Below are 21911 nucleotides of genomic sequence, written 5' to 3'. Positions count from 1 at the left end.
CGGTCTCAATGCCTGCGGGTGCGCGGCAGATGACACCCGCATCCAGTGAGACCGGAGCCGGAGAGGCGGCGAGATCAGGCGGTGGCGGTGGCGAGCACGGCCTTCGCGGAGGTCGTGCGACGCAGCGTGACCGAGAGGGTCGTGGCCAGCAGCGCCAGCACGCCCCAGACGATCAGCCCGGCGACCGCCGTGCCGCTCGCATCGATCAGGCCGCTCAGCGCGGGCGCGGTCGGCATGGCCGCACCCACGGATGCCAGCCAGCCGGGCACCGTGGAGACCAGGCCAGTCGCGACGGCGAGCACGCCCACCAGCACGCCGATCCAGCGTCCGATCCCGCCGAACAGGGCGATCAGCGCCTGGTTCACCGCGGCGAACGAGATGCCGGCGAGCACGGCGATGCCCGCGAACGACCACCAGCGCGCGGCGTCGTAGTCCGCCACGAACTGCACGATCAGCGAGACCAGCAGACCCTGCGCGGCGCCGACCAGCGCGGCGGGCCAGAACCCGCGCAGCGCCAGCATGATCGACGAGCGCCGCGAGGTGAGCACGCGCTCGGGCATCGCCCGCATCACGACGTACGAGGCCAGAGAGCCGAACCACAGCACGATCGCGACCAGCAGCGGGATGGCGGTCGCGCCGAACAGGCTCGAGGTCGCGACATCCGACTTCACCGGGTTCGCGACGACGGAGGCGAGCGAGGTCGACTCCTTCTTGCTGAAGGACGGCAGCGAGGATGCCGCGGTGTGCAGCCCGTCGGCGAGATCGCTCGTGCCGCCGGCGAGCTGGTCCAGGCCGGTGCCGAGCTGCGTGGCGCCGTCAGCGAGCTGGGTCGCGCCGTCGCCGAGAGCGGTGGCGCCGGTCGCGAGACCGTCGTTGCCCGCGGCGACCTTGGATGCTCCGGCGCCGAGGTCGCGCGCGCCGCCGGCGGACTGGTCGATGCCGCCGGCGATCTGGCCGAGGCCGGAGCCGATGGCGGAAGCGGCACCGCCGGCCTCCTTGAACTGCTTGGCGAGCTCCTTCTGAAGCGCCGGGATACCCGCGCTGACCGGAGCGGCATACGCGGCAGCGGTTCCGGCGTCGACGGCGGCGCCCTTTGCGGCGCCGGCAGCGGTTCCGGCGTCGGTCGCCGCGTCCCCGAGTTGCTTACAGAACTTCTCACCGGAAACAGCGGGGTCGCACGTCGCGGCCAGTTCGCCCAGCGACTGGGCGACACCGCCGATCTGTCCCGCCACGGTTGCAGTGGACTTCGCGGTGGCCTTGGTCGTGCTGTCGACGGCCTTCGCCGCCGCGACGAGGCCGGCCATGTCGCCCTTCGGATCAGTCAGCGCCGCCGCACCGCTGCTCAGCCCGGAACCGAGCTTGTTCGCCCCGGCCGCTACCTCACGGGTCTTACCCGCGATCGTGTCCAGCCCGCTGCCGAGCTGGCTGGCTCCGGCAGCCACCTGCCCCGCGCCGTCGCCGAGCTGGGATGCGCCCGAGCTCAGCTGGTTCGCGCCGTCGGCGAGCTTCGTGGCACCGTCCGGCAGCTTGGCGGCGCCGGTCGCGGCATCCTGAACGCCGTCGGCCAGCTTGTCCGCGCCGTCGGCCGCCTCGCCGATCTTCGAGCCCAGGGTGTCGAAGCTGATCAGCACATTGCTCAGCGTCGCCTCGGAGAGCATCGAGCTCATCGAGGATGCCGCCACCGAGGAGATCTGGCTGGTGATCAGGTCGTCCGCGACGCGGGCGTCCTGCGGGGTGGTCACCTGGATCTGCGCCTGCTGCGCGGAGCCGCCGCCGTCGGCGATCGCCTGACCGCCAGAGGTGGCGTTCTTCGAGAACTCCTTCGGGATGGTCACGACCGCCTGGTAGGTGCCGTCGCTGAGGCCGTCGGCGGCGTCTTCCTTGTTCGAGATGACCCAGGTGAGGTTCGAGTCGACCTCGTCGGAGCCCTCGACCAGACCGGAGGCCAGTTCGCGGCCGAGCGGCGTGTACTGGTCATTGATCGTGACGGGCTCGTCGAGGTTCACGATCGCCGCGGTCATGCGGTCGAGGTTCTGCGTCGGGTTCTGCAGTGCGGCGACGAGCAGGCCGCCGATGACGACCGGCAGCAGCAGAACGCCGATGATAGTCAGCCAGGTGATCGGCCGGCGGGAGCGGGCGCGTTCGATGAGGGTCATGCGGTCACCTCGGTGGTCGTGGCGGAGTCGGAAGCAGGGAGCGACGGCGCGGGCACGCGCACGTCGAGGACGGATGCCGCATCGCGGCCCGCATCGGCGAGCAGCGCCTTCGCGACGTAGGCGTCAGCGGCAGTGGTGAACACGGCCGCGTCGGTGTCGCGGAGCGCCGCGGCGATCTGGTCGCGGTCAGCGCCCGAGAGGCGGTCGATCCCGTCGATGACGACGAGTTCGGCCGCGCCGCGTAGCGCGGCAGCCAGCTCGCGAGGGGCAGATGCCGCGTCGTCGACGATCACGCAGCCGACGCTCCTGCGCACCCAGGCGGCGCGTCCTGGCAGCAGGTGCCCGGCGACGCGCAGTCGTCCGGCATCCGGCTTGACGCGGCCGGCGATCGCGAGGGCGAGGGTGCGCAGCTCACGGGCATCCGCTCCGGTCGCCACCAGCGCCCCGCCGGGCGCGAGACGGAGCGTTACGCCGGCGACGGCGGGCGTTCCCACGCCGAGTTCGTCCGCGGCCACGACACTGTCGTCGCCGGGCCAGGCTGCCAGGTCGCGCTCGCGCTCGACGGCTTCGCCCTCGATGTCGACGTGCGGCAGCACGCGCTCCATCCAGCGCGGGATGCGCCAGGCGCGGTCGCCCAGGATCGCCATCAATGCGGGGATCAGCGTCATGCGCACCAGGAAGGCGTCGATCGCGATGCCGGCGGCGAGGCCCAGGGCGATCGGCTTGAGCGACGAGTCGCCCTCCGGCACGAACGCGACGAACACGGCGAACATGATCAGCGCGGCGGCCGTCACCACCTTGGCCGAGCCGGCGAAGCCGCTGCGGACGGCGCGGATGGCGGCATCGCGTGCCGTGGCGGCGTCCTTGGGGCCGTTCGGGCGGCGGATGGCCGGGTCATGCACGTAGTCCTCCCGCATGCGCGAGACGAGGAACACCTGGTAGTCCATGGCCAGGCCGAACAGCACGCCCATCAGCACGATCGGCATGAACGAGATGATCGGGCCGGTGCGGGCGACATGCAGCAGGTCGGCGAACCAGCCCCACTCGAACACCGCGGCGACGACGCCGAAGGCGGCGACGATCGACAGCAGATAGCCCAGCGCGGCGGTGATCGGCACCCAGATCGAGCGGAACACGATCGCCAGCAGGATCAGCGACAGGCCGATCACGAAGATGCCGAACGGCAGCAGCGCGGCGCCGAGCTGGTCGGAGATGTCGATCGCGACGGCCGTGAAGCCGGTGACCTTCAGGTCGATGCCGTATTCGTCCAGCCACTCGTCGTGGTGCGAGCGCAGCTCGCGCACGAGGTCGGCCGTCTTCGGGTCGTCCGGTGCGGTGGTCGGCACGATCTGCACGATGCCGGTGTCGGCGGTCTCGTTCGGGGTGGCCAGCGGCACGGCGGCGACGCCGGGCAGATCGGCGACCTCGTCACCGAGGTCCTGCATGAGGTTCAGCGGGTCCTTCGAGGTCACGATGGTGCCGGTGAGGATCAGCGGGCCGTTGAAGCCCGGACCGAAGTGATCGGCGGTGAGGTCGTAGTTCACGCGCGCCTCGGAGCCCTGCGGCAGCTGGCCGGCGTTCGGCAGCGCGAGGTTCAGGCTCAGCGCGGGCACCGCGACGATGCCCAGTCCGAGCACGACGGCGATCGAGACGATGACCGGATGCTTGGTCACGCCGCCCACCCAGCGCTGCGAGAACGAGCGCCGCGGCGCGGCATCCGCGTCATCCTTCGTCTTCTTCGCCTTCTTGACCTTCTTCGGGCGTCCGGCGACGCGCCCCTTGAGGAACCCGAGGAACGCGGGAGTGAGGGTCACGGCGATCGCGACGGCGATCGCGACGGCGACGGATGCCGCGATGCCCATGGTCGTCAGGAAGGGGATGCCGGCGAAGCCGAGGCCGATCAGGGCGATGAGCACCGTCACTCCGGCGAACACCACGGCGGAACCTGCGGTGCCGACGGAGCGGGCCGCGGACTCCTCCGGATCGACGCCCGCTCTGACCTGATCCTGGTGTCTCGCGACGATGAACAGCGCGTAGTCGATGCCGACCGCGAGGCCCAGCATGAGCGCGAGCAATGGCGTGGTCGACGACACGGTCGCGAATGCCGTGGCGGCGAAGATTCCGGCCATCGAGATGCCGACACCGAGCAGCGCGGTGACGAGCGGGAGCCCGGCGACCACGAACGACCGGAAGGTGACGATCAGCACGAGCAGCGCGATGATCAGACCGACGGCCTCGGTGAGCGTGACGGTGGGGATGGACATCGCGAACAGGTCGCCGCCGAGCGCGGTCTCGGAGCCCTTGGGCAGTTCGTCACCGAGGTCGCTCACGACACCTTCCAGCTCGGCCTTGGCCTCGGGGGTGACGTCGGTGGACTGGCCCTCGAACTGCATGCGGACGATGGCGGCGCTGTCGTCGTCGCTGATCATGCCGTCGATGTTCTCGTCGTAGGGCGAGGTGACGGCGAGAACGCCGTCGACCTTCTCGAGCTCGGAGACGGTGTGCTCGATGTCGGCCTTGTACGGGTCGTCGGTGACGTTGTCGCCGTCCGCGGCGACCACGATGAACTGCGCGTTCGTGCCGCTGACCTGGGGGAAGGTGCGGGAGAGCTGCTCGAGGCCGGCCTGCGACTCGGTGCCGGGGATCGAGAAGGTGTTGTCGGTGCCCGCGCCCAGCACGAGTGCACCTCCGCCGGCGATGCCGAGCACCAGCAGCCATGACACGAGCACGCGCCAGGGGTGGCGGAACGACCAGCGTCCGAGCGAGGACAGCAGAGTGGACACGGGGCCTCCCCAGGCGATTGGATGCATTCGTGCACTCGATACAGAGATGTATTGAGTACGTCAATGCATCGTATTCCCAGATGTTCGTGAGAGCCTGTGTGCCAGGTGTGAAAGGAAGGTGCAGCGGTGACGACGATCGCGACCCGCAGCCGCGAGAACACGCGTGCCCGTCTGCTCGAGGCGGCGGCGCAGGTGTTCGCCGAGGTCGGCCTCGAGGGCGCGACGGTCGAGGTGGTGTGCGAGCGCGCGGGCTTCACCCGCGGCGCGTTCTACTCGAACTTCGCCTCGAAGGACGAGCTGTTCCTGACGCTGGCGGCGTCCGTCGGCGAGGCGCGGGTGAATGCGGTGCGAGAACGCGTGCAGCAGATGACCGAGTCGGGGGCGCTGGCGCTCGACGACCCGGTGTCGCTCGTGCAGCAGGTGATGGACTCGGCCGGCGACGACCGGCTCGGGGTCATGCTGATGAGCGAGATCCGCATCCGCGCGCTGCGCGACGCGGAGTTCGGCGCGGCCTATCTCGCCGGCGAGCGCGAGATGGTCGCGGGCATCGCCCGCATCATCACCGACATCGTCGACAACGAGTGCCTGTCCCTGCGCACGGATGCCGAGGAGACGGCGCGTCTGCTGATGATCGTGTGGGAGGGCATGACCGTCCGCGGCGCGATGGGGGGCGCGGACGACGAGCAGTTGCGCCAGACCGGCAGCTCCGAGCTCGGCCGCCTGGTGTCGCTGCTGCTGGAGCCGCAGTCCTGACAGACGGATGCGGGGGACGCGGAGCCCGCCCCACCCGCATCCGATCGTGCGGTCAGCGCTTGCCGGCGCTCACCGCCGCACCGACGTTGCCGCGGCTGTCGGCGGCGCGGGCCTCGACGAAGTGCGGCCCCGGGCGGGTCGACACCGTGACGGTCTCGCCCTCCGCGATGGTCGCCCATGCTCCGCCGTCGACGCGCATCTCCACCGCCCCGATGGTGCTGAAACCGTCCTTCGCCGTGATGACGGCCGTCAGGGGCTTCTTGCCCGTCGCCACGCCGTTCGGCGAGGACAACTGGACCCGGGTCACCGGGCCGACCGTGTCCACACCGACCTTCGCGTAGCCGGAGACAGCGGTGCCGCCCACGTGCGCCCGGTACTCGAGCAGACGCTCGCCCTCGCCGTCGATCGAGATGTCGCCGGATGCCGGGGCGGCCGTCCAGGACCCGCCGTCGAGGCGGTACTCCATTCCGGATGCCTGACCGTCGCTGCCCTGCGCGCGCAGATGAACGGGTACCGCGGCGCCGAAGACGCCGTCCGCATCGGGCTGCGCCGTCGTGGTCGCCAGAATCTCGGCGTCGGCTCCTGCCGGCTTCGGGATGGTCACGTCGATGATGGACAGGTACGGGCTCATGTTCTTCCCCGTCACCAGCACCCGCACATGACGGGCGCTGACGGCCTCGAAGCTCACCGAGTCCGCACGGCTCTTGCCGGTCGCCGCGGGCATGCCGGAGCGCTCGGCGACGGTGCGCCAGGTCGTGCCGTCGTCGCCGACCTGCACGGAGTACGCGCTGGCGGCGGCCGCCTCCCAGAGGATGTCGACCCGGTCGATGCTCTGCTTCGAGCCGAGGTCGATCGACAGCCACGGCTGCGCGATGTACGACGCCGACCAGCGAGTGGCGGGATTGCCGTCGATCGCGTCCGCGGCGGGAGTTCCCGCGGCCTCGTCGCCGGATGAGGTCGCCGTGGCGCCGGCAGTGAGCGGCGCGGGGCCGTAGATGCGAAGCGCCCAGGCGGAGATGGCGTCGCCGCCGCTCTCGATGCCGGTCAGGGCGACGTAGCGGGCCTTCGTGCCGCGCAGGTCCACGGCTCCTGCGCCGCCGGTCGCCTCGTCGGCGACCTGCCAGAACCGCCCGTCGACCGAGGTCGCCACGCGGAAGGACGCCGGCGCCGTTCCCGCCCAGTCGACCTCGAGGCGTCCCACGGACCGCGCCTCGCCCAGGTCGACGCGCAGGTCGGCGGTCTTCGCCGAGGTCGTCCAGCGGGTGAGGCTGCGGCCGTCCGTGAGGAAGGCGGGATCGCTGCCCTCGTCGGTCGAGCTCGCCGTGCTGGTCGCGCCGAAGGACAGCTCGCCGGGGGCGGCGACGCCGGTCTGCTCGATCACGCCGAGGTCGGGGCCGCGCCCGATGCGCGACACGTCGGTGGTGAAGTCCGCATAGGAGCGGGTGGGGTTCTTCGCCGTCCAGGTCTTCTGCGCGATCACGGGGAACGAATCGCGGATGAGCCCGTGCACGTCGAGCTCGGTGTAGTCGCGGTCGACGAGGTCGTTCCACACCGCGAACATGGCGCCCTCAGGGCCGCCGGCGGGGACGGTGTCCTGCGAGGAGAGCCGGTTCGGCTGCCAGGAGGCATAGAGGCTCGCATTGTTCAGGCCGCTGCCGTGGTAGTAGTCCGCGAACGGCACGACGTACAGCGTGCCGTCGTTCGTGTTGATGTACCGGTAGCCGTCGGCCTCGGCCGCCTTCATCCCGTACCAGCCGTCGTTCCAGGTGTTGATGATGACGTCACGGTCGTACCCGTCCGCGTTGCCGTTCATCACGGTCATGCTGCCCCAGGCGCGGGGCTGCTTGCCGAGGTCGCGGACGTGCGCGGCCATGGCGTTGAAGAAGTCGCGGTACTGGGTCGCGTACTGGCGCGGGTACTCGTCGGCGCCGTAATGCAGGTCGGGGCCCTCGAACCATGGGGTGAACTCGTCGAAGACGCTCTTGATCACCTCGGTGGTCGCGGGCTTCGTGAGGTCGAGGTGGTCGGAGTCGCCGCCGTTGAGCCCGAGTTCGGGCTTCCACTTGATGAACGCGAGGGAGTGCGCGGGGACGTCGATCTCGGGGATGATCTGCACCCGATGTGCGGCGGCGGTGTCCTCGAAGGACTTCCAGTCCGTGCGGGTGTACGCGCCGTCGTCGGAGGCGAGTCCTGCGAAGGCGGGATTGTCGGACTTCAGCCGGAAGCCCGCGTAGCCGTTCTGCCAGCCGGTCGACGGCCGCGAGATCTGGTTGTCGTTGAGGTGGATCTGGAAGTTGTTGAGCTTGTACCAGCTCATCATCGAGATGTAGTCGCGCACGAAGTCCGCCGTGAAGAAGCGCCGGCCGACGTCGAGCGCGAAGCCGCGCACCTCGTAGTCCGGCCAGTCCGCCGACTCGCCTCGTGGCAGGGTGCTCCGGGTGTCGGTGCCGGCGAGGATCTGCAGGACGGAGCGCGTGCCGTAGAAGACGCCGGTCGTGCTGGGCGCCGTGATCTCCACGCGGTCCGCGATCGCGAGGTCGTAGCCCTCCTCGGCGAAGCGCTCCCCGCCGTCCGCGTTCGTGAGGCCGGCGTCCAGGTCGAGCACGATGTCGCCGGCGCGGGCTCCGGAGGTCACGATCTCGGGGGACAACCCGGTGACGTCGTCGAGGTCTCCGGCGAGCTGTGCGGCGACGTCGGTGAGCTCGGGGTCTGCCACGATGCGGGTGGCGGAGCTGAGCCTCAGCGCTCCGGACCCGCCGGTCCAGGTCTTCAGCGCCGGCACCACAGCGGGTGCCGGATTGGAGTCGGCCGCGGCGGTGGCGGTCGCCGCGGATGCTGCCGCCGGGGTGATCAGAGCTGTCGCTGCGAGGGAGACGGCGAGCGCGAGTCCTACGGGGCCCGTGGCCGTCCTACGTCGTTGTAGGGGCATGATCTTCCTGTTCATTGTTTGTTAGCTATACAAACGAAACTGGTTCGATCGATACCGTACGGGAGCACGAGTGACCCGTCAATGATTCTTGATGATTGTTTTATTGCTCAGTGAGCAGAGAGCGGCAGCGAGAGAGGCGCTCCAGCCACCAGTCCCGGCGGTCCGCCGGTGCAGCCAGGCGATCCAGGGCCGCGGCGGCCGGCACGACGCGCGCGGCGCTGACCGCGCCGGCCACGGGGCGGGCATCCGCGACGTCGTCGGCGAACAGCGACGCGGTGCCGAGACCGCAGTCGTAGTCCAGCGTGGGCAGCGCGGACGCCAGCGCCGCGCCCTGGGCGAGTCCGACCGCGGTGTCGAGCGCGCTCGAGACGACGGCCGGCAGGCCGGCATCCGCCACGATCTGCAGCGCGCGCCGGATGCCGCCGAGCGGCTGTGCCTTGATGACGATCAGGTCCGCCGCACCGGCCTGCGCGACGGCGAGCGGATCGCTCGCCTTGCGGACACTCTCGTCGGCGGCGATCGGGATGCCCATGTACTTCACCCGCCGACGAAGATCCGCGAGCTCATCGACGGTGGCGCAGGGCTGCTCGGCGTACTCCAGGTCGTACTCGGCGAGGGCGTGCAGGGCGTGCTCGGCCTCGTCGACATTCCAGCCGGCGTTCGCGTCGATCCGGATGCGGCCCTCCGGACCCATCGCCTCGCGCACCGCCCGTATGCGGGCGACGTCCTCGGCGAGGCTCTGGCCGCGTTCGGCGACCTTGACCTTGGCGGTGCGGCATCCGTCGAATCGGGCCAGGACATCGGGCACTCGGACCGCCTCGATCGCGGGGACCGTGGCGTTCACCGGAATGCGCTCGCGGAGTCGAGCGGGCTGCTCGTGCCAGGCGAAGTCGATCGCGGCCGCGAGCCAGGTCGCGGCCTCGGCGTCGTCGTACTCGACGAAGGGGGAGAACTCCGCCCAGCCCCGCGGGCCCTCGAAGAGCAGGGCCTCGCGCACATCCACCCCGCGGAACCGGGTGTGCATCGGCAGGGCGACGACGCGGGCGGTGCTGAGGATGTCGGTGAGCGGCGGCAGCATGCGTCCATCATGCCGCGCGGGACGTCCTTCGTCTCGCTGCGCTCGCTCAGGACCCGGGGGTCTCGCTGCGCTCGCTCAGGACCCGGGGGTCTCGCTGCGCTCGCTCAGGATCCGGGGGGCTTGCTGCGCTCGCTCAGGACCCGGGGGCTTGCTGCGCTCGCTCGGCGGCCCGGCGTCAGATCCGCTTCTGCAGCTCGGCGAGGCGCGCGGTGGGGACGAATCCGAGGCGTGTGTTCACCGCCAGCATGTGCGTGTTCGACTCAGCGTTGAACGTGTAGATGCGTGGAGTCTGCGGCGACTCGCGCTGCAGCATCCACAGGTTGGCGAGCTTCACCCGCATCCCGAGTCGGTGCCCGCGGTCCTCGCGGCGCACCAGCGTGCCCCATTGGTACGCGTTGCCGTCGTCGCCCGAGACGACGATCTGGGTGTAGGCCGCGACGGAGCCGTCGGGGGCGACCGCGACGGTGCCGAACGAGGTGCGGTTCTGACGCACGAACAGCTCCTCGTCGGCGCGGAGGTCCTCGACGTCGGCCGTTGCCGCCTCGATGTCGAGGTCTCCCATCGGGGCCTCGGTGTCGAGCACGGCAACCAGCGCCGTCCATTCGGCGGCGAACTGCTCGGGCACCGGGCCGCGCCAGGCGTACAGCTCGTACCCGTCGGACTCCGGAGCCTCTGCACGCAGCCCGTCGATCACGTCGTCGGCCACAGGCAGGTCGAGCCGGCTCTGAAGATCGCCGATCGCGATCTCGTATCCGTGCCGACGCGCGAATTCCCGGTTGGGCTGCCCTGCACCGTCGTCCGGAGCGGATGCCGGCCACAGGATGTCCACCCGCATCGTCGTGCGTCCGGCGGCGACGGCTTCGGCCTCGACATACGCGAGCAGCGCGATGCCGACGCCCTGACGGCGATGCTGCGGCGGGACGTTCACGCCGATCGCGGCGGAGTGCAGGTTGTCCTTGAGCGACAGTGTGAGCGAACCGGAGCCCACCACGACTCCGGCCCGGCGGGCGACGTACGCGCGCACCTCGGTCGTGACCGGCGGCTGCTGCAGCTCGGCGCGGCGCTCCTCCCGTGTCCACACGAGGGCGTGCTCGCCCATGTCTGCGCGGCGGGCTTCGGCGTAGGCATCCCACCAGGTGTCCACGGCTGCGTCGTCGAAGGCGTCGACGGTCACGATCTCGAGCATCCCCTCATCCTGCCCTTTCCGCACCACACGATATCGGGGGATTGACAATAGTGTGCGTCACACAATATGGTGTTGAACATGAACGACAGCGAGTTCGACACCCATCTGCAGGAACTGCGGCGCGGCACCATCGTGCTCGCCAGCCTGCAGCTGCTGCGCGAGCCGGGGTACGGATACGGTCTGCTCGAGAAACTCGCCGAAGCCGGGTTCCCGACAGACGCGAACACGCTCTACCCCCTGCTGCGCCGTCTCGAGAAGCAGGGCTATCTCGACAGCGAGTGGAACACCGAAGAAGCGCGTCCGCGCAAGTTCTACCGCACCTCGGCTTCAGGCATCCGCCTCGCCGACACGCTCACTCAGGAGGTCGCGGTCATCGCCGCGGCCACGGCCGCCCTCATCGAAGGGGAGGACTGATCATGACCACCACTGCTTCCTACGCCGAGCGCTACCTCAGCGCCGTCGGCCGCGCCCTGCCCACAGCCGTGCGCCCCGAGATCCTCGCCGAGGTCGAGGCCTCGATCGCCGATCAGGTGGAGCCCCGTGTCGAACAGGGCGAGGGGCGCGACGAGGCCGAGCGGGCCGTCGTCGCCGAACTCGGCGAGCCGATCGCCTACGCGGCATCCCTGATCGACCGTCCGATGTGGCTGGTCGGTCCCCGCTATTACGCGGCCTGGCTGCGCCTGCTCCGCCTGCTGCTGTGGACGGTGCCCCCCGTCGCGACCGCCGGGGTCGTGATCGGGCAGGTCGTCGCCGAGGCATCGATCGGTGACATCTTCGGGCAGGCCATCGCCACCCTCCTCAGCGTGGTCGTGCACGTGAGCTTCTGGACGACGCTGATCTTCTTCGTGCTCGAGCGCACGGGATCGAGCGGCGACACCATCCTGGAGTGGAACCCCGACCAGCTGCCGCAGCCCAGCAACGACACCGCGGCCCGCGGCGACCTGATCGGGTCGCTCGTCATGCTCGGCATCTTCGCCGGCGCACTGCTCTGGGACCATTTCCGCGGCTTCGTGCCCGGCGACGAGGTGATCCCGATCATCAACCCCGACCTGTGGCCGTGGTGGATGGGGCTGCTGTTCCTGCTGATCATCGCCGAGGCCGTGTTCGCGATCGTCGTGTACGCACGCGGCCGCTGGACGCTGGGCCTCGCCTGGGTCAACTTCGCCATCGCGATCAGCGTGATGAGCCTGGGACTCACCGCCCTCGGGCGCGGGGTGCTCTACAACCCCGACTTCGTCGCCGACGTCTTCACGGTGAACGGCGTGACCGGCGAGGCGACGGCGGTGCTCGCCGCGCTGACCGGCATCGGCATCGCCGGCATCGGCATCTGGGACATCGTCGACGGCTTCCTCAAGGCGCGCCGGGCGCGGCTGAGCTGACAACGGCCGTCTGACAGAAGAACGGCACGGATGCCGGGAACTCGGGTTCCCGGCATCCGTGCCGTTCTGTGTGCAGCAGGTTCAGTTCTGGGTGACCGAGAGCAGGGTCACCGGGGTCTTGGGCGCGCCGTCGGGTCCGCCGTCGGCGGTGCCCGCAGCGCCGATTCCGGCGACGATCTTGGTGCTGGCGTCGTCGAGGTGACCGAAGACGGTGTAGTTCGGCGGCAGCTGGCTGTCGGCGTAGACGACGAAGAACTGGGAGCCGTTGGTGTTCGGGCCGGCGTTGGCCATCGCGAGCGTGCCCGCGCCGTAGGTCTCGGAGCCGTCCAGCTCGTCGGCGAACGAGTAGCCGGGGCCGCCGGAGCCGGTGCCCGTCGGGTCGCCGCACTGCAGCACGAAGATGCCCTGCGTGGTGAGGCGGTGGCACTTCGTGCCGTCGAAGTAGCCCTGCTTGCCGAGCGAGAGGAAGCTGTTCACCGTGCACGGCGTCTTGTCGGCGTCGAGCGTGACGGCGAGGTCACCCGCACTGGTCTTGACGGTCGCCGACACCTCACCGGTCGCGGTCGGCTCGGCGTCGGGCGCCGTGGCCTCCTTCGCAGCCTGGCCGTCGGCCGGGTACTGGCAGGTGCCGGATGCCGCGTCGGCGGTGGACGACGGCGCGGGGGCGGACGCCGGATCGGAACCCGGGTTCGAGGCGCAGCCGGCCAGCGCCAGCGCTGTGGCCGCGGTGAGGGCGAGAAGGGAACGACGGAGGAGAGAGGGAGTCAGACGCACGCCCACGATCGTACGTGACGTGGCTCTGAGGCCGCGCGGAACGGGAACGCCGGTGAAGCGGCAGAGAATAGGCTGGATGCCGTGACCGACGACTTCGTCTCCGACATCTTCGACCCGTCCGAGTGGGCGCTCGCCCCGGGCGCCGAGGGCTACACCGACATCACCGCGCACGTGTCGCGTGACGGGCGCATCGCGCGCATCGCGTTCGACCGCCCCGAGGTGCGCAACGCGTTCCGCCCGCACACGGTGGACGAGCTGTACCGCGCGCTCGACATCGCCCGGCAGGATCCGCGCATCGGCGTGGTGCTGCTGACCGGCAACGGGCCGAGCCCGAAGGACGGCGGCTGGGCGTTCTGCTCCGGCGGCGACCAGCGCATCCGCGGCCGTGACGGCTACAAGTACAGCGACTCCACGACCGAGGTGCACGACCCGGCCCGCGCCGGCCGGCTGCACATCCTCGAGGTGCAGCGGCTGATCCGCTTCATGCCGAAGGTGGTCATCGCGGTCGTTCCGGGCTGGGCGGCCGGCGGCGGGCACTCGCTGCACATCGTGTGCGACCTGACGATCGCGTCGCGCGAGCACGGCCGGTTCAAGCAGACGGATGCCGATGTGGGCAGCTTCGACGCCGGCTACGGCTCGGCGTACATGGCGCGTCAGGTCGGGCAGAAGTTCGCCCGCGAGGTGTTCTTCCTCGCCGAGGAGTACTCCGCCGACCGCGCGTACGAGATGGGCGCGGTCAACCGCGTCGTCCCGCATGCGGAGCTCGAGAAGGAGGCGATCGCGATGGCGCGGACGATCCTCACGAAGAGCCCCACCGCGATCCGCATGCTGAAGTTCGCGTTCAACGCGGTCGACGACGGCATGGTCGGTCAGCAGGTCTTCGCCGGCGAGGCCACCCGCCTCGCCTACGGCACCGACGAGGCCGTCGAGGGCCGCGACTCGTTCCTCGAGAAGCGCGACCCCGACTGGTCGGCGTTCCCGTACCACTACTGAGTTCATGACCGCCCTGCATCCGATCGACGGCGCCGACGCGCGTGCGGTGCAGGCGGCGCTGCCTGCGGCACTCGACGGCTCGCGGCCGCTTGCACTCGGGTTCGTGCCGGATGCCGGAGACACGGTGCCCGACGGCACGGCGGTCGTGATCGCGACATCCGGCTCCTCCGGCATCCCGAAGCGGGTCGTGCTGAGCGCGGATGCCCTGCGGGCGAGCGGCGAGGCGACCGCCGCGCGCATCGGCCAGGGCCAGTGGATGCTGGCGCTGCCGGCCGGCTACGTCGCGGGGCTGCAGGTGCTGGCGCGGTCACTGGCAGCAGGGGAGCGACCGGTGGTGCTGGAGGGGCGCTTCACGCCGGAGGCGTTCGTCGGTGCGACCGCCGCCATGCACTCCGGGCGGCGGTACACCTCACTGGTTCCCGCTCAGTTGCGCACCCTGCTGGATGCCGCTGACGACCTGCCCGCGGTGCGCAGCGCGCTCGCCGCTTACGACGCGATCCTCATCGGCGGTCAATGGCTCGAGCACCATCAGCGTGATCGCGCGGAGGAGCTCGGTGCCCGCATCGTCAGCACCTACGGCTCGAGCGAGACCAGCGGCGGCTGCGTGTACGACGGCGTTCCCCTGGATGGCGTGCGGGTGGCATCCGTCGACGGCGAACTGCGGATCGCCGGGCCGACCCTCGCGAGCGGATACCTGGGCGATGACGAGCTGACCGGACGCGTGTTCGGCACGGACGCGGACGCCGTGCGCTGGTACCGCACAGGGGATGCCGGGGGCGTGACCGACGGGGTGGTGGAGGTGCGCGGGCGGATCGACAACGTGATCGTCAGCGGCGGCATCAACATCTCGCTCGACCAGGTCGAGCGGATCGTGCGCACCGTACCAGGGCTGGAGGGCGCCGTCGTGATGGCGATTCCGGATGAGCGCTGGGGCGAGGCGTCCGAGATCTTCGTGGCTCATGGGGCGTTCGATCCGGAGCAGGCGCTCCACGAGGCGAGGGCGCGGGTCGCCGCCGAGCTCGGCAAGCATGCGCGCCCTGTCGGGCTGGAGTCGAGCCCCGAACTGCCGATGCTGGCATCCGGCAAGCCCGACCGCGAGATGCTCCGCCGGATGATCCTGGACTGAGTCCGCGTATCGCGCCGTCTCCTGCCTGCCAGACTGGCACGATGGCGACCTACACCCACGGGCATCACGAATCCGTCCTGCGTTCTCACAACACGCGCACCATCGCGAACTCGGCCGCGTACCTCGTGGAGCACCTCACCCCGGACGCCACACTTCTCGACGTCGGTGCGGGCCCCGGAACGATCACCGTGGAGTTCGCCGAGCGGGTCGCGCGCGTGACCGCGACCGAGATCAACGAAGACGCACTGGCGCTGTCGCAGAGGCTCGCCGCGGAGCGCGGCATCCGCAACATCGACTTCTCGGTGCAGGACGTGCACGCGCTGTCCTTCGCCGACGACACGTTCGACGTCGTGCACACGCATCAGGTGCTGCAGCACGTGGCCGACCCGGTGCAGGCGCTGCGCGAGATGCGCCGCGTCACCAAGCCCGGCGGCGTCGTCGCGGCGCGCGACGCGGACTACTCCGGCTTCATCTGGTTCCCTGTGCTGCCCGAGCTCGACGAGTGGCTGCGGCTGTACAAGGTCGCGGCACGCGCGAACGGCGGCGAGCCGGATGCCGGGCGCCGCCTGCTGTCCTGGGCCCGCGCCGCGGGGTTCACCGAGATCACGGCCACGGCATCCACCTGGTGCTACGCCGACCCCGAGCAGCGCGAGTGGTGGGGCGGCATGTGGGCCGACCGCATCCTGGAGTCGGCGCTCACGCGCCAACTGCTCGAGGGCGGCTACGCCACCCAGGACGAGCTGCAGCGCATCAGTGACACATGGCGGACGTGGGCGGCATCCGACGACGGCTGGTACCTGGTGCCGCACGGCGAGATCCTCTGCCGGGTCTGACTTCCGATTCGAAACGGTGGCGGGAGATACATCCCGCGACGGATGCCGCCGCTGGAGCCCTCGCGTAGCGTGGTGACGTGATCAGATCTGTTCCTCGCCGCTGGCTGGTGCTCGACATCGTCGGCTCCGTGTTCGGCTTCCTGGTCACCGCGCCGCTCGCGTTCATCATGGGCGCGGGGTCGCTGAGCGTCTGGCTGACTCCGGAATGGCTGGCGATGACGACATCCGTCGTCATCAGTGCCGCGCTGTGGGGCGCCGCGGCGATCAGCCGTCTGTCGCCGGCGATCGCGCTCGCCGTCGCCTGGGGCGCCTGCCTGCTGCAGATGCTGGCGGGACTGCCGCCGATGGCGAGCAACATCGCGGTCTTCGCGGTGCTGTTCGCGACGGCGGCGTGGGGCTCGCGCAAGGTGCTCTGGGCGGGCGGGATCTCGGCCGTCGTCGGTGGTGTGCTCGCCGGGCTCTACATCGGCGTGCAGCAGATCGGGCTGACCCAGAGCCTCGTGTCCGAGGGCGTCCGCGTGCTGCTCGTCGCAGCGCTCATGGGCTCTGTCGTGGGGCTCTCGCTCGCTCTGTCCTGGGGTGCCGGCCTGCTCTGGCGCCAGGTCGTGCGCGGGCGCGAGACCCGCGACGCCCAGCTGCGCGCCGAGGCCACAGCCGCCGAGGAGGCGGAGCGCGTGCGCATCGCCCGCGACATGCACGACGTCGTCGCGCATTCGCTGGCCGTGGTGATCGCCCAGGCCGACGGTGCGCGCTACGCCGCGGCATCCGACCCGCAGATCGCGCAGGAGGCGCTCGGCACGATCGCGCAGACCGCGCGCGGCGCGCTGTCTGACGTGCGGATGCTGCTCACGCAGCTGCGTCATCGCCAGGGCGACGGGCCGCAGCCGACGCTCGCCGACCTGGAGACCCTGTTCGCACAGGTGCGGCAGGCCGGTGTCGAACCGCGCGTCACGGTCGACCCGATGCCGCCCGGCGAGCCGCCGGCGGCGATCCAGCTCGCCGTCTACCGCATCCTGCAGGAGGCGCTCACGAACGCGCTCCGGCACGGCACCGGCGGGGTCGACGTGCGGCTGAGCTGGTGGGCGGATGCCGTCGACGTGACGGTCTCGAACACGGTGGATGCCTCGAAGACCGCGACATTCGGCGGACACGGCGTGATCGGCATGCGCGAGCGCGCGCAGCTCGTGGGCGGTACGCTTCAGGCCGAGCGCGACGGCGACGAGTTCGTCGTGAACGCGCGTCTGCCCATCGGTTCTTCGCCACGCTCAGGATCCGGAGTCTCATGATCAACGTCGTGCTCGTCGACGACCAGGCGCTGTTCCGCGCCGGCATCCGCATGCTGGTGTCCTCGCAGGCGGACATGACGGTCGTGGGCGAAGCGGGCGACGGACAGGAAGCACTGGCCGTCGTCGCGCAGACGCGTCCCGACGTGGTGCTGATGGACATCCGGATGCCGGTGATGGACGGCCTGACCGCGACTGCCGAGATCCTCGCGCGACCGGACGCTCCGCGCATCGTCATGCTCACCACCTTCGACCTGGACGAGGCGGCGGCCCGGGCCATCCGGCAGGGTGCGAGCGGCTTCCTGCTCAAGGACGCCGACCCGGAGTTCCTGCTCGCCGCCATCCGCACCGTGGAGTCCGGGTCGAGTGTGATCGCGGCGTCCGCCACACGCGACCTGTTCGCGCACTTCACGCCCGAGACCAAGCCGGTGCCGGCGTCGTACGGCGACCTGACCGAGCGCGAGCGCGAGATCTTCGCGCTCGCGGCGCGCGGCCTGTCGAACTCTGAGATCGCCGCGCGGGAGTTCCTCAGCGAGGCGACTGTGAAGACGCACATCAGCCGCATCCTCACCAAGCTCGCTCTGCGCGACCGCGTGCAGCTCGTGGTCTTCGCCTTCGAGCACGGGCTGGCCTGACCGCGCCGCCGATGTCGGCGGCAGGGAGCAGGATGTCGGCATGGACACCACCGAGCCCACAGTCTCCATCCCCGTCCGCCTCGACATCGACGCCGTCGCGCCCCGCTTCTCGAAGGCGCTCGCCCACCTCGACACCTCAATGGTGCGCGAGCTCGACGCCGCGGGCATCGATCCGCGGCTGCGCGAGCTGGTGCGGTTGCGTGCCTCGCAGCTGAACGGATGCGCCTACTGCGTCGACATGCACTCCTCCGATGCGCTGACCGCCGGCGACGTCGTGGCGCGCGTCAACGCGGTGGCCGTCTGGCGCGAGTCGCCGCTGTTCACCGCGCGCGAGCGGGCCGCGTTCACGCTGACCGAGAGCATCACGCGCGCCTCCGAGACACGGGTGCCGGATGAGGACTGGGCCGTGGCTGCCGCGGTGTTCTCCGCCGACGAGCTGGGGGCTCTCGTCGCGCTGATCGTCACGATCAACGCCTGGAACCTGGTCGGCGTCTCGACGCGGGCCTGGACCGGTTCCGACTGAGCCCGTCTGCGGATCATCCTGCAGATGTACGCGGATGCATCCGCAGGGCGATGACCGGGTGCGTGGCCCGGAAATAGCGTCGTAGGCATGGAGATCACGACTTCGGACCTCGGCCTCGCCGCACGCGTCCAGCACCTCACCAAGACCTACGGCGCGGGCGCCGCCGGCGTGCGCGCACTCGACGACGTGAGCGTCGGCATCCGCCGCGGCCAGTTCACCGCGATCATGGGCCCGTCCGGCTCGGGCAAGTCCACGCTGATGCACATCATGGCGGGCTTGGACGCGCCGACCGAGGGCCGCGTGTGGATCGGCGACACCGAGATCACGAAGCTCGGCGACCTCGAGATGACGATCCTGCGCCGGCGACGGGTCGGCTTCATCTTCCAGGCGTTCAACCTGATCCCGACGCTCGACGCGCTGGGCAACATCCTGCTGCCGTTCGAGCTGGACGGGCGTCGTCCCTCGGTGCTGGAGAGGGCTCGCATCGACGGCCTGGTCGAGACCCTCGGTCTCGGCGCGCGGCTGAAGCACCGCCCGCACGAGCTGTCCGGCGGGCAGCAGCAGCGCGTCGCGATCGCCCGAGCACTCGCCACCGCCCCCGATCTGGTCTTCGCCGACGAGCCGACCGGCAACCTCGACTCGGCCACCGGCCGCGAGGTGCTGCAGCTGCTCGCCACCGCGAGCCGCGAGCACGGGCAGTCGATCGCGATGGTCACGCACGACGCGATCGCCGCGAGCCACGCCGACCGGGTGCTCTTCCTCGGCGACGGCAGGATCGTCGCCGATCACCCGCAGCTGTCCGCGGAGCAGATCGCCGCGCACATGCTGGCTGCCGAGACGGCCGGCGCCGCACCGAAGGCGACCGGGGTGGCGGCATGACCGCCGTCACCGCGACGGCCGACCTGCGCGCGGCGCGTCCGAAGCGCCTGGCCTGGCTGAGCGAGCGGGGCATGGGGGCCAGCGTCCTGGTCGCGGCGCTCGCGGCGGGATTCGGTGTGATCCTCGTCGAGATCACCGCGTACATCGGGCAGGTGCTGCAGTCCGATCCGTACATCGGCGACAGCGGTACTCTCGCGATCGTCGTGATGATCCTGTCGGTGCTGCTCACCGCCGTCGCGATGTACGTCGCCGCGATCGTGACCGCGAACACGTTCACCACGATCATCGCCGGCCGCACGCGCCGCATCGCGCTGATGCGTCTGATCGGGGCATCCGCCCGCTCGCAGCGCGAGGAGGTCGCGAGGCAGGGGCTGGCCGTCGGCGTGCTGGGCGCGCTGTTCGGCCTGGGGGGCGGGCTGATGCTCGCGAACATCGGCGCGATCGTGGGGGCGCAGCTGCTGGGCGACGCCGCGCCGGCGACGTTCAGCACGCTGCAGCCGATGATCGTGCTGCCCGCGGTCGGCGTGGCTCTGACCACGTGGATCGCCGCCTGGGCGGGGTCGAGGAGGGTGCTGGACGTGACCCCGCTCCAGGCGATCGGCGGCGCCGTCGAGCGCAGCGGCGACGAGGTCGCGGCCCGGCCGCGACGGCACATCGGGGCGCTGGTGATGCTGATCGTGGGGGCGGCGCTGCTCGCGACCGGCGTGATGGTCGGGCTGGTGTCGCCGCTGGGTGTGATCATCGCTTTCTTCGGCGGGGTGCTCTCGTTCACCGGGCTGGCGATCGGGGCCGTGCTCGTGATGCCGCCGGTGCTGCGACTGGTCGGGCGGATGTTCGGCAGTGGTGCCACCGCGAAGCTCGCGGCCGAGAACGCGCTGCGCTACCCGGAGCGATCCAGCCGCATGGCGATCGGCGTCGTGATGGGGGTCACGCTCGTCACCATGTTCGCCGTCGCGCTGGAGTCCTCGAAGGTGCTGATGCTGCGGCAGGGCGCGGACGCGGACAGCTCGTTCGCCGTGATGGACTCGTTCGCGAACATCATGATGCTGCTGGTCGCCGTGTCGGCCGTGATCGCCGCGGTCGGCCTGGTGAACCTGCTGACGATCGGGGTCGTGCAGCGCAAGCGCGAGCTCGGACTGCTGCGGGCCATCGGTCTCACCGGTCGCCAGGTGCGCCGGATGGTGCTGCTCGAGGCGGCGCACATCACGATCGCCGCGACCCTGCTGGGGCTGGTGCTCGGGGTGGTCTACGGCTGGATCGCTGCGCAGTCGCTGCTCGGCTCCGTGCCGGTGCTGCCCGACTTCAACCCGGCCGGCTTCGTCTGGCCGGTGGTGCCGTGGGTGCCGGTCGCGATCATCGCGGCATCGACCGCCCTGCTGACGCTGGTCGCCGCGGTCACGCCGACCAGACTCGCGACGAGGGTGCAGCCCGTGGAGGCGCTCGCCGCGGAGTGAGCGGATCGGGTCCTGCGCGAGCGCAGCGGGACGAAGGACGGAGGCATCCCTCTACGCTGGAGGGATGCCTTCGCCGTTCGATCAGTCCCCGTACCAGGTGCGCCTCGAGTGGGGCGCGGAGGGGCTGGCCCGGCTCGCGCCGGCGGATGTCGTGATCGCTGTCGACGTGCTGCGGTTCTCGACAACGGTCACCCAGCTCGTCGAGGCGGGCGACGAGGTCGCGCTGGACGGTGCGCGGGCGTGGTCCAGCAACGGCGCGGATGTCGCAGAGGCGGCCGCTGCGACGGGGGCGGAGGTGCTGCTCGGCGGCATCCGCAACGCCTCGGCCGTGGCATCCGCCGTCATGTCGCTGCAGGAGCGCCGCGGCGACCGCACGTCGGTCACGGTGATCGCGGCGGGGGAGCGCGCGGCCGACGGCTCACTGCGCTTCGCGGTCGAGGACCTGCTCGGCGCTGGCGCCCTCGTCTGCGCGCTGATCGACCTGGGCATCGACCACACCTCGCCCGAGGCGGTCGCCGCCGCGGAGTCATTCCGCGCGCTGCGCCGCGGCCTGCGTCACCTGCTCTCCGCGAGCGGCTCTGGCCGCGAGCTCGCGATCGGAGTCGCCTCGACCGCGCGGATGGCGGATGCCGGCATCCGTCCCGCGACGCCGGAGGAGGCTGCCGAGCACGACGCGAGCAGCGCGGTGCCGCACCTGCGCGACGGGGTGTTCACGGCGTTCGCCTGACGCTTCCTCTCACGAGCGCGGCCCGCGTATGGTCTAGGCATGAGGTTCCTCCCCGCGCTCGTCCTCGACGCCCTGCTCGTGCTCGTCTTCGCGGCGATCGGCCGCGCCTCGCACTCGGAGGACCCGACGGGCTTCCTCATCACGGCGTGGCCCTTCCTCGTCGCGCTCGTCGTCGGATATGCGCTCGCCTTCCTGCTCCCAGGACGCCCGCGCCGGCCGTGGAGCATCCTCTGGGGCGTCGTCGTCTGGGTGGTCACGGTCGCCGGCGGAATGCTGGTGCGCGTGCTCTCCGGGGACACCGCGGCGGTGCCGTTCATCATCGTCGCGACAATCACGCTCGGGGTCTTCCTGCTGGGCTGGCGCGGCATCGCGGCGCTCGTGCGCCGACGCCGTCCGCACGGACCCCAGCTCGAGTAACTC

19 protein-coding genes are annotated in these 21911 nt (G+C 70.8%); 13 read left to right on the top strand and 6 right to left on the bottom strand.

Features of this window, described 5'->3' with window-relative positions:
- Positions 1–74: 74 nt before the first annotated feature.
- Entirely contained in the window at positions 75–2156 is a 2082-nt protein-coding gene (locus ACFVAE_RS07410; RefSeq protein ID WP_378889786.1) for a YhgE/Pip family protein, read from the bottom strand.
- Positions 2153–4939: an efflux RND transporter permease subunit gene (locus ACFVAE_RS07405; RefSeq protein WP_378889784.1), complete on the bottom strand. Its 2787-nt coding sequence runs from the start codon at positions 4937–4939 to the stop codon at positions 2153–2155. Before ACFVAE_RS07405 ends, ACFVAE_RS07410 begins: the two co-directional genes overlap by 4 nt.
- A gap of 126 nt (positions 4940–5065) precedes the next feature.
- Between ACFVAE_RS07405 and ACFVAE_RS07400 the strand changes: the two genes are divergently transcribed.
- Positions 5066–5692: a TetR/AcrR family transcriptional regulator gene (locus ACFVAE_RS07400; RefSeq protein WP_378889783.1), complete on the top strand. Its 627-nt coding sequence runs from the start codon at positions 5066–5068 to the stop codon at positions 5690–5692.
- 52 nt (positions 5693–5744) lie between these two features.
- Here ACFVAE_RS07400 and ACFVAE_RS07395 read toward each other — a convergent pair whose 3' ends face one another.
- The 3 genes from ACFVAE_RS07395 to ACFVAE_RS07385 form a co-directional block, all read right to left on the bottom strand.
- Positions 5745–8636 (bottom strand): discoidin domain-containing protein, encoded by a 2892-nt coding sequence (locus ACFVAE_RS07395; RefSeq protein WP_378889781.1) that lies wholly within the window; start codon positions 8634–8636, stop codon positions 5745–5747.
- Positions 8637–8721: 85 nt separating this feature from the next.
- Positions 8722–9699, bottom strand: coding sequence for an o-succinylbenzoate synthase (locus ACFVAE_RS07390; RefSeq protein ID WP_378889779.1), 978 nt, complete (start codon positions 9697–9699; stop codon positions 8722–8724).
- Positions 9700–9874: 175 nt separating this feature from the next.
- Entirely contained in the window at positions 9875–10885 is a 1011-nt protein-coding gene (locus ACFVAE_RS07385; RefSeq protein WP_378889778.1) for a GNAT family N-acetyltransferase, read from the bottom strand.
- A 78-nt stretch (positions 10886–10963) separates the two neighbouring features.
- On the opposite strand from ACFVAE_RS07385, the gene ACFVAE_RS07380 reads away from it, so the two are divergent.
- Together ACFVAE_RS07380 and ACFVAE_RS07375 are read left to right on the top strand one after the other, a co-directional pair.
- Entirely contained in the window at positions 10964–11299 is a 336-nt protein-coding gene (locus tag ACFVAE_RS07380) for a PadR family transcriptional regulator (RefSeq protein WP_378889776.1), read from the top strand.
- Positions 11300–11301: 2 nt separating this feature from the next.
- Entirely contained in the window at positions 11302–12264 is a 963-nt protein-coding gene (locus ACFVAE_RS07375) for a permease prefix domain 1-containing protein (protein ID WP_378889773.1), read from the top strand.
- Positions 12265–12345: 81 nt separating this feature from the next.
- Here ACFVAE_RS07375 and ACFVAE_RS07370 read toward each other — a convergent pair whose 3' ends face one another.
- Entirely contained in the window at positions 12346–13038 is a 693-nt protein-coding gene (locus ACFVAE_RS07370; RefSeq protein ID WP_378889771.1) for a peptidylprolyl isomerase, read from the bottom strand.
- Between the two features lie 81 nt (positions 13039–13119).
- Between ACFVAE_RS07370 and ACFVAE_RS07365 the strand changes: the two genes are divergently transcribed.
- The 10 genes from ACFVAE_RS07365 (at position 13120) to ACFVAE_RS07320 (ending at position 21908) form a co-directional block, all read left to right on the top strand.
- Positions 13120–14031, top strand: a complete 912-nt coding sequence (locus ACFVAE_RS07365) for a 1,4-dihydroxy-2-naphthoyl-CoA synthase (RefSeq protein ID WP_378889768.1) — start codon at positions 13120–13122, stop codon at positions 14029–14031.
- A gap of 4 nt (positions 14032–14035) precedes the next feature.
- A complete protein-coding gene (locus tag ACFVAE_RS07360) occupies positions 14036–15157 on the top strand; it encodes an AMP-binding protein (RefSeq protein ID WP_378889766.1) in 1122 nt (373 codons plus the stop codon).
- A 41-nt stretch (positions 15158–15198) separates the two neighbouring features.
- Entirely contained in the window at positions 15199–15990 is a 792-nt protein-coding gene (locus ACFVAE_RS07355) for a class I SAM-dependent methyltransferase (protein ID WP_378889763.1), read from the top strand.
- Positions 15991–16067: 77 nt separating this feature from the next.
- A complete protein-coding gene (locus ACFVAE_RS07350; protein ID WP_378889760.1) occupies positions 16068–17276 on the top strand; it encodes a sensor histidine kinase in 1209 nt (402 codons plus the stop codon).
- Positions 17273–17908 carry a response regulator gene (locus ACFVAE_RS07345; RefSeq protein WP_378860059.1) on the top strand — a complete coding sequence of 212 codons (636 nt, stop codon included), beginning with the start codon at positions 17273–17275 and terminating at the stop codon, positions 17906–17908. Before ACFVAE_RS07350 ends, ACFVAE_RS07345 begins: the two co-directional genes overlap by 4 nt.
- A 40-nt stretch (positions 17909–17948) precedes the next feature.
- Positions 17949–18431, top strand: a complete 483-nt coding sequence (locus ACFVAE_RS07340; RefSeq protein WP_378889758.1) for a carboxymuconolactone decarboxylase family protein — start codon at positions 17949–17951, stop codon at positions 18429–18431.
- 87 nt (positions 18432–18518) lie between these two features.
- Positions 18519–19310, top strand: coding sequence for an ABC transporter ATP-binding protein (locus ACFVAE_RS07335; protein WP_378889755.1), 792 nt, complete (start codon positions 18519–18521; stop codon positions 19308–19310).
- A complete protein-coding gene (locus tag ACFVAE_RS07330; protein ID WP_378889752.1) occupies positions 19307–20764 on the top strand; it encodes an FtsX-like permease family protein in 1458 nt (485 codons plus the stop codon). The genes ACFVAE_RS07335 and ACFVAE_RS07330 overlap by 4 nt, the downstream gene beginning before the upstream one ends.
- Before the next feature lie 64 nt (positions 20765–20828).
- The gene (locus tag ACFVAE_RS07325) at positions 20829–21491 is read left to right on the top strand and encodes a 2-phosphosulfolactate phosphatase (RefSeq protein ID WP_378889749.1); all 663 of its coding nucleotides are present in this window, start codon (positions 20829–20831) and stop codon (positions 21489–21491) included.
- 39 nt (positions 21492–21530) lie between these two features.
- The gene (locus ACFVAE_RS07320) at positions 21531–21908 is read left to right on the top strand and encodes a DUF3054 domain-containing protein (protein ID WP_378889746.1); all 378 of its coding nucleotides are present in this window, start codon (positions 21531–21533) and stop codon (positions 21906–21908) included.
- Positions 21909–21911 lie beyond the last annotated feature (3 nt).

Origin of the sequence: Microbacterium sp. NPDC057659, from assembly GCF_042799915.1 — a bacterium.
GTDB lineage: Bacteria > Actinomycetota > Actinomycetes > Actinomycetales > Microbacteriaceae > Microbacterium.
This window is presented reverse-complemented; position numbering and strand designations above follow the sequence as displayed.

Coding starts and splice junctions, on each gene's coding strand:
- ACFVAE_RS07410 (WP_378889786.1), bottom strand. CDS start 2,156: ATGACCCTCATCGAACGCGCCCGCTCCCGCCGGCCGATCACCTGGCTG.
- ACFVAE_RS07395 (WP_378889781.1), bottom strand. CDS start 8,636: ATGAACAGGAAGATCATGCCCCTACAACGACGTAGGACGGCCACGGGC.
- ACFVAE_RS07390 (WP_378889779.1), bottom strand. CDS start 9,699: ATGCTGCCGCCGCTCACCGACATCCTCAGCACCGCCCGCGTCGTCGCC.
- ACFVAE_RS07385 (WP_378889778.1), bottom strand. CDS start 10,885: ATGCTCGAGATCGTGACCGTCGACGCCTTCGACGACGCAGCCGTGGAC.
- ACFVAE_RS07380 (WP_378889776.1), top strand. CDS start 10,964: ATGAACGACAGCGAGTTCGACACCCATCTGCAGGAACTGCGGCGCGGC.
- ACFVAE_RS07375 (WP_378889773.1), top strand. CDS start 11,302: ATGACCACCACTGCTTCCTACGCCGAGCGCTACCTCAGCGCCGTCGGC.
- ACFVAE_RS07360 (WP_378889766.1), top strand. CDS start 14,036: ATGACCGCCCTGCATCCGATCGACGGCGCCGACGCGCGTGCGGTGCAG.
- ACFVAE_RS07355 (WP_378889763.1), top strand. CDS start 15,199: ATGGCGACCTACACCCACGGGCATCACGAATCCGTCCTGCGTTCTCAC.
- ACFVAE_RS07345 (WP_378860059.1), top strand. CDS start 17,273: ATGATCAACGTCGTGCTCGTCGACGACCAGGCGCTGTTCCGCGCCGGC.
- ACFVAE_RS07340 (WP_378889758.1), top strand. CDS start 17,949: ATGGACACCACCGAGCCCACAGTCTCCATCCCCGTCCGCCTCGACATC.
- ACFVAE_RS07335 (WP_378889755.1), top strand. CDS start 18,519: ATGGAGATCACGACTTCGGACCTCGGCCTCGCCGCACGCGTCCAGCAC.
- ACFVAE_RS07330 (WP_378889752.1), top strand. CDS start 19,307: ATGACCGCCGTCACCGCGACGGCCGACCTGCGCGCGGCGCGTCCGAAG.
- ACFVAE_RS07325 (WP_378889749.1), top strand. CDS start 20,829: ATGCCTTCGCCGTTCGATCAGTCCCCGTACCAGGTGCGCCTCGAGTGG.
- ACFVAE_RS07320 (WP_378889746.1), top strand. CDS start 21,531: ATGAGGTTCCTCCCCGCGCTCGTCCTCGACGCCCTGCTCGTGCTCGTC.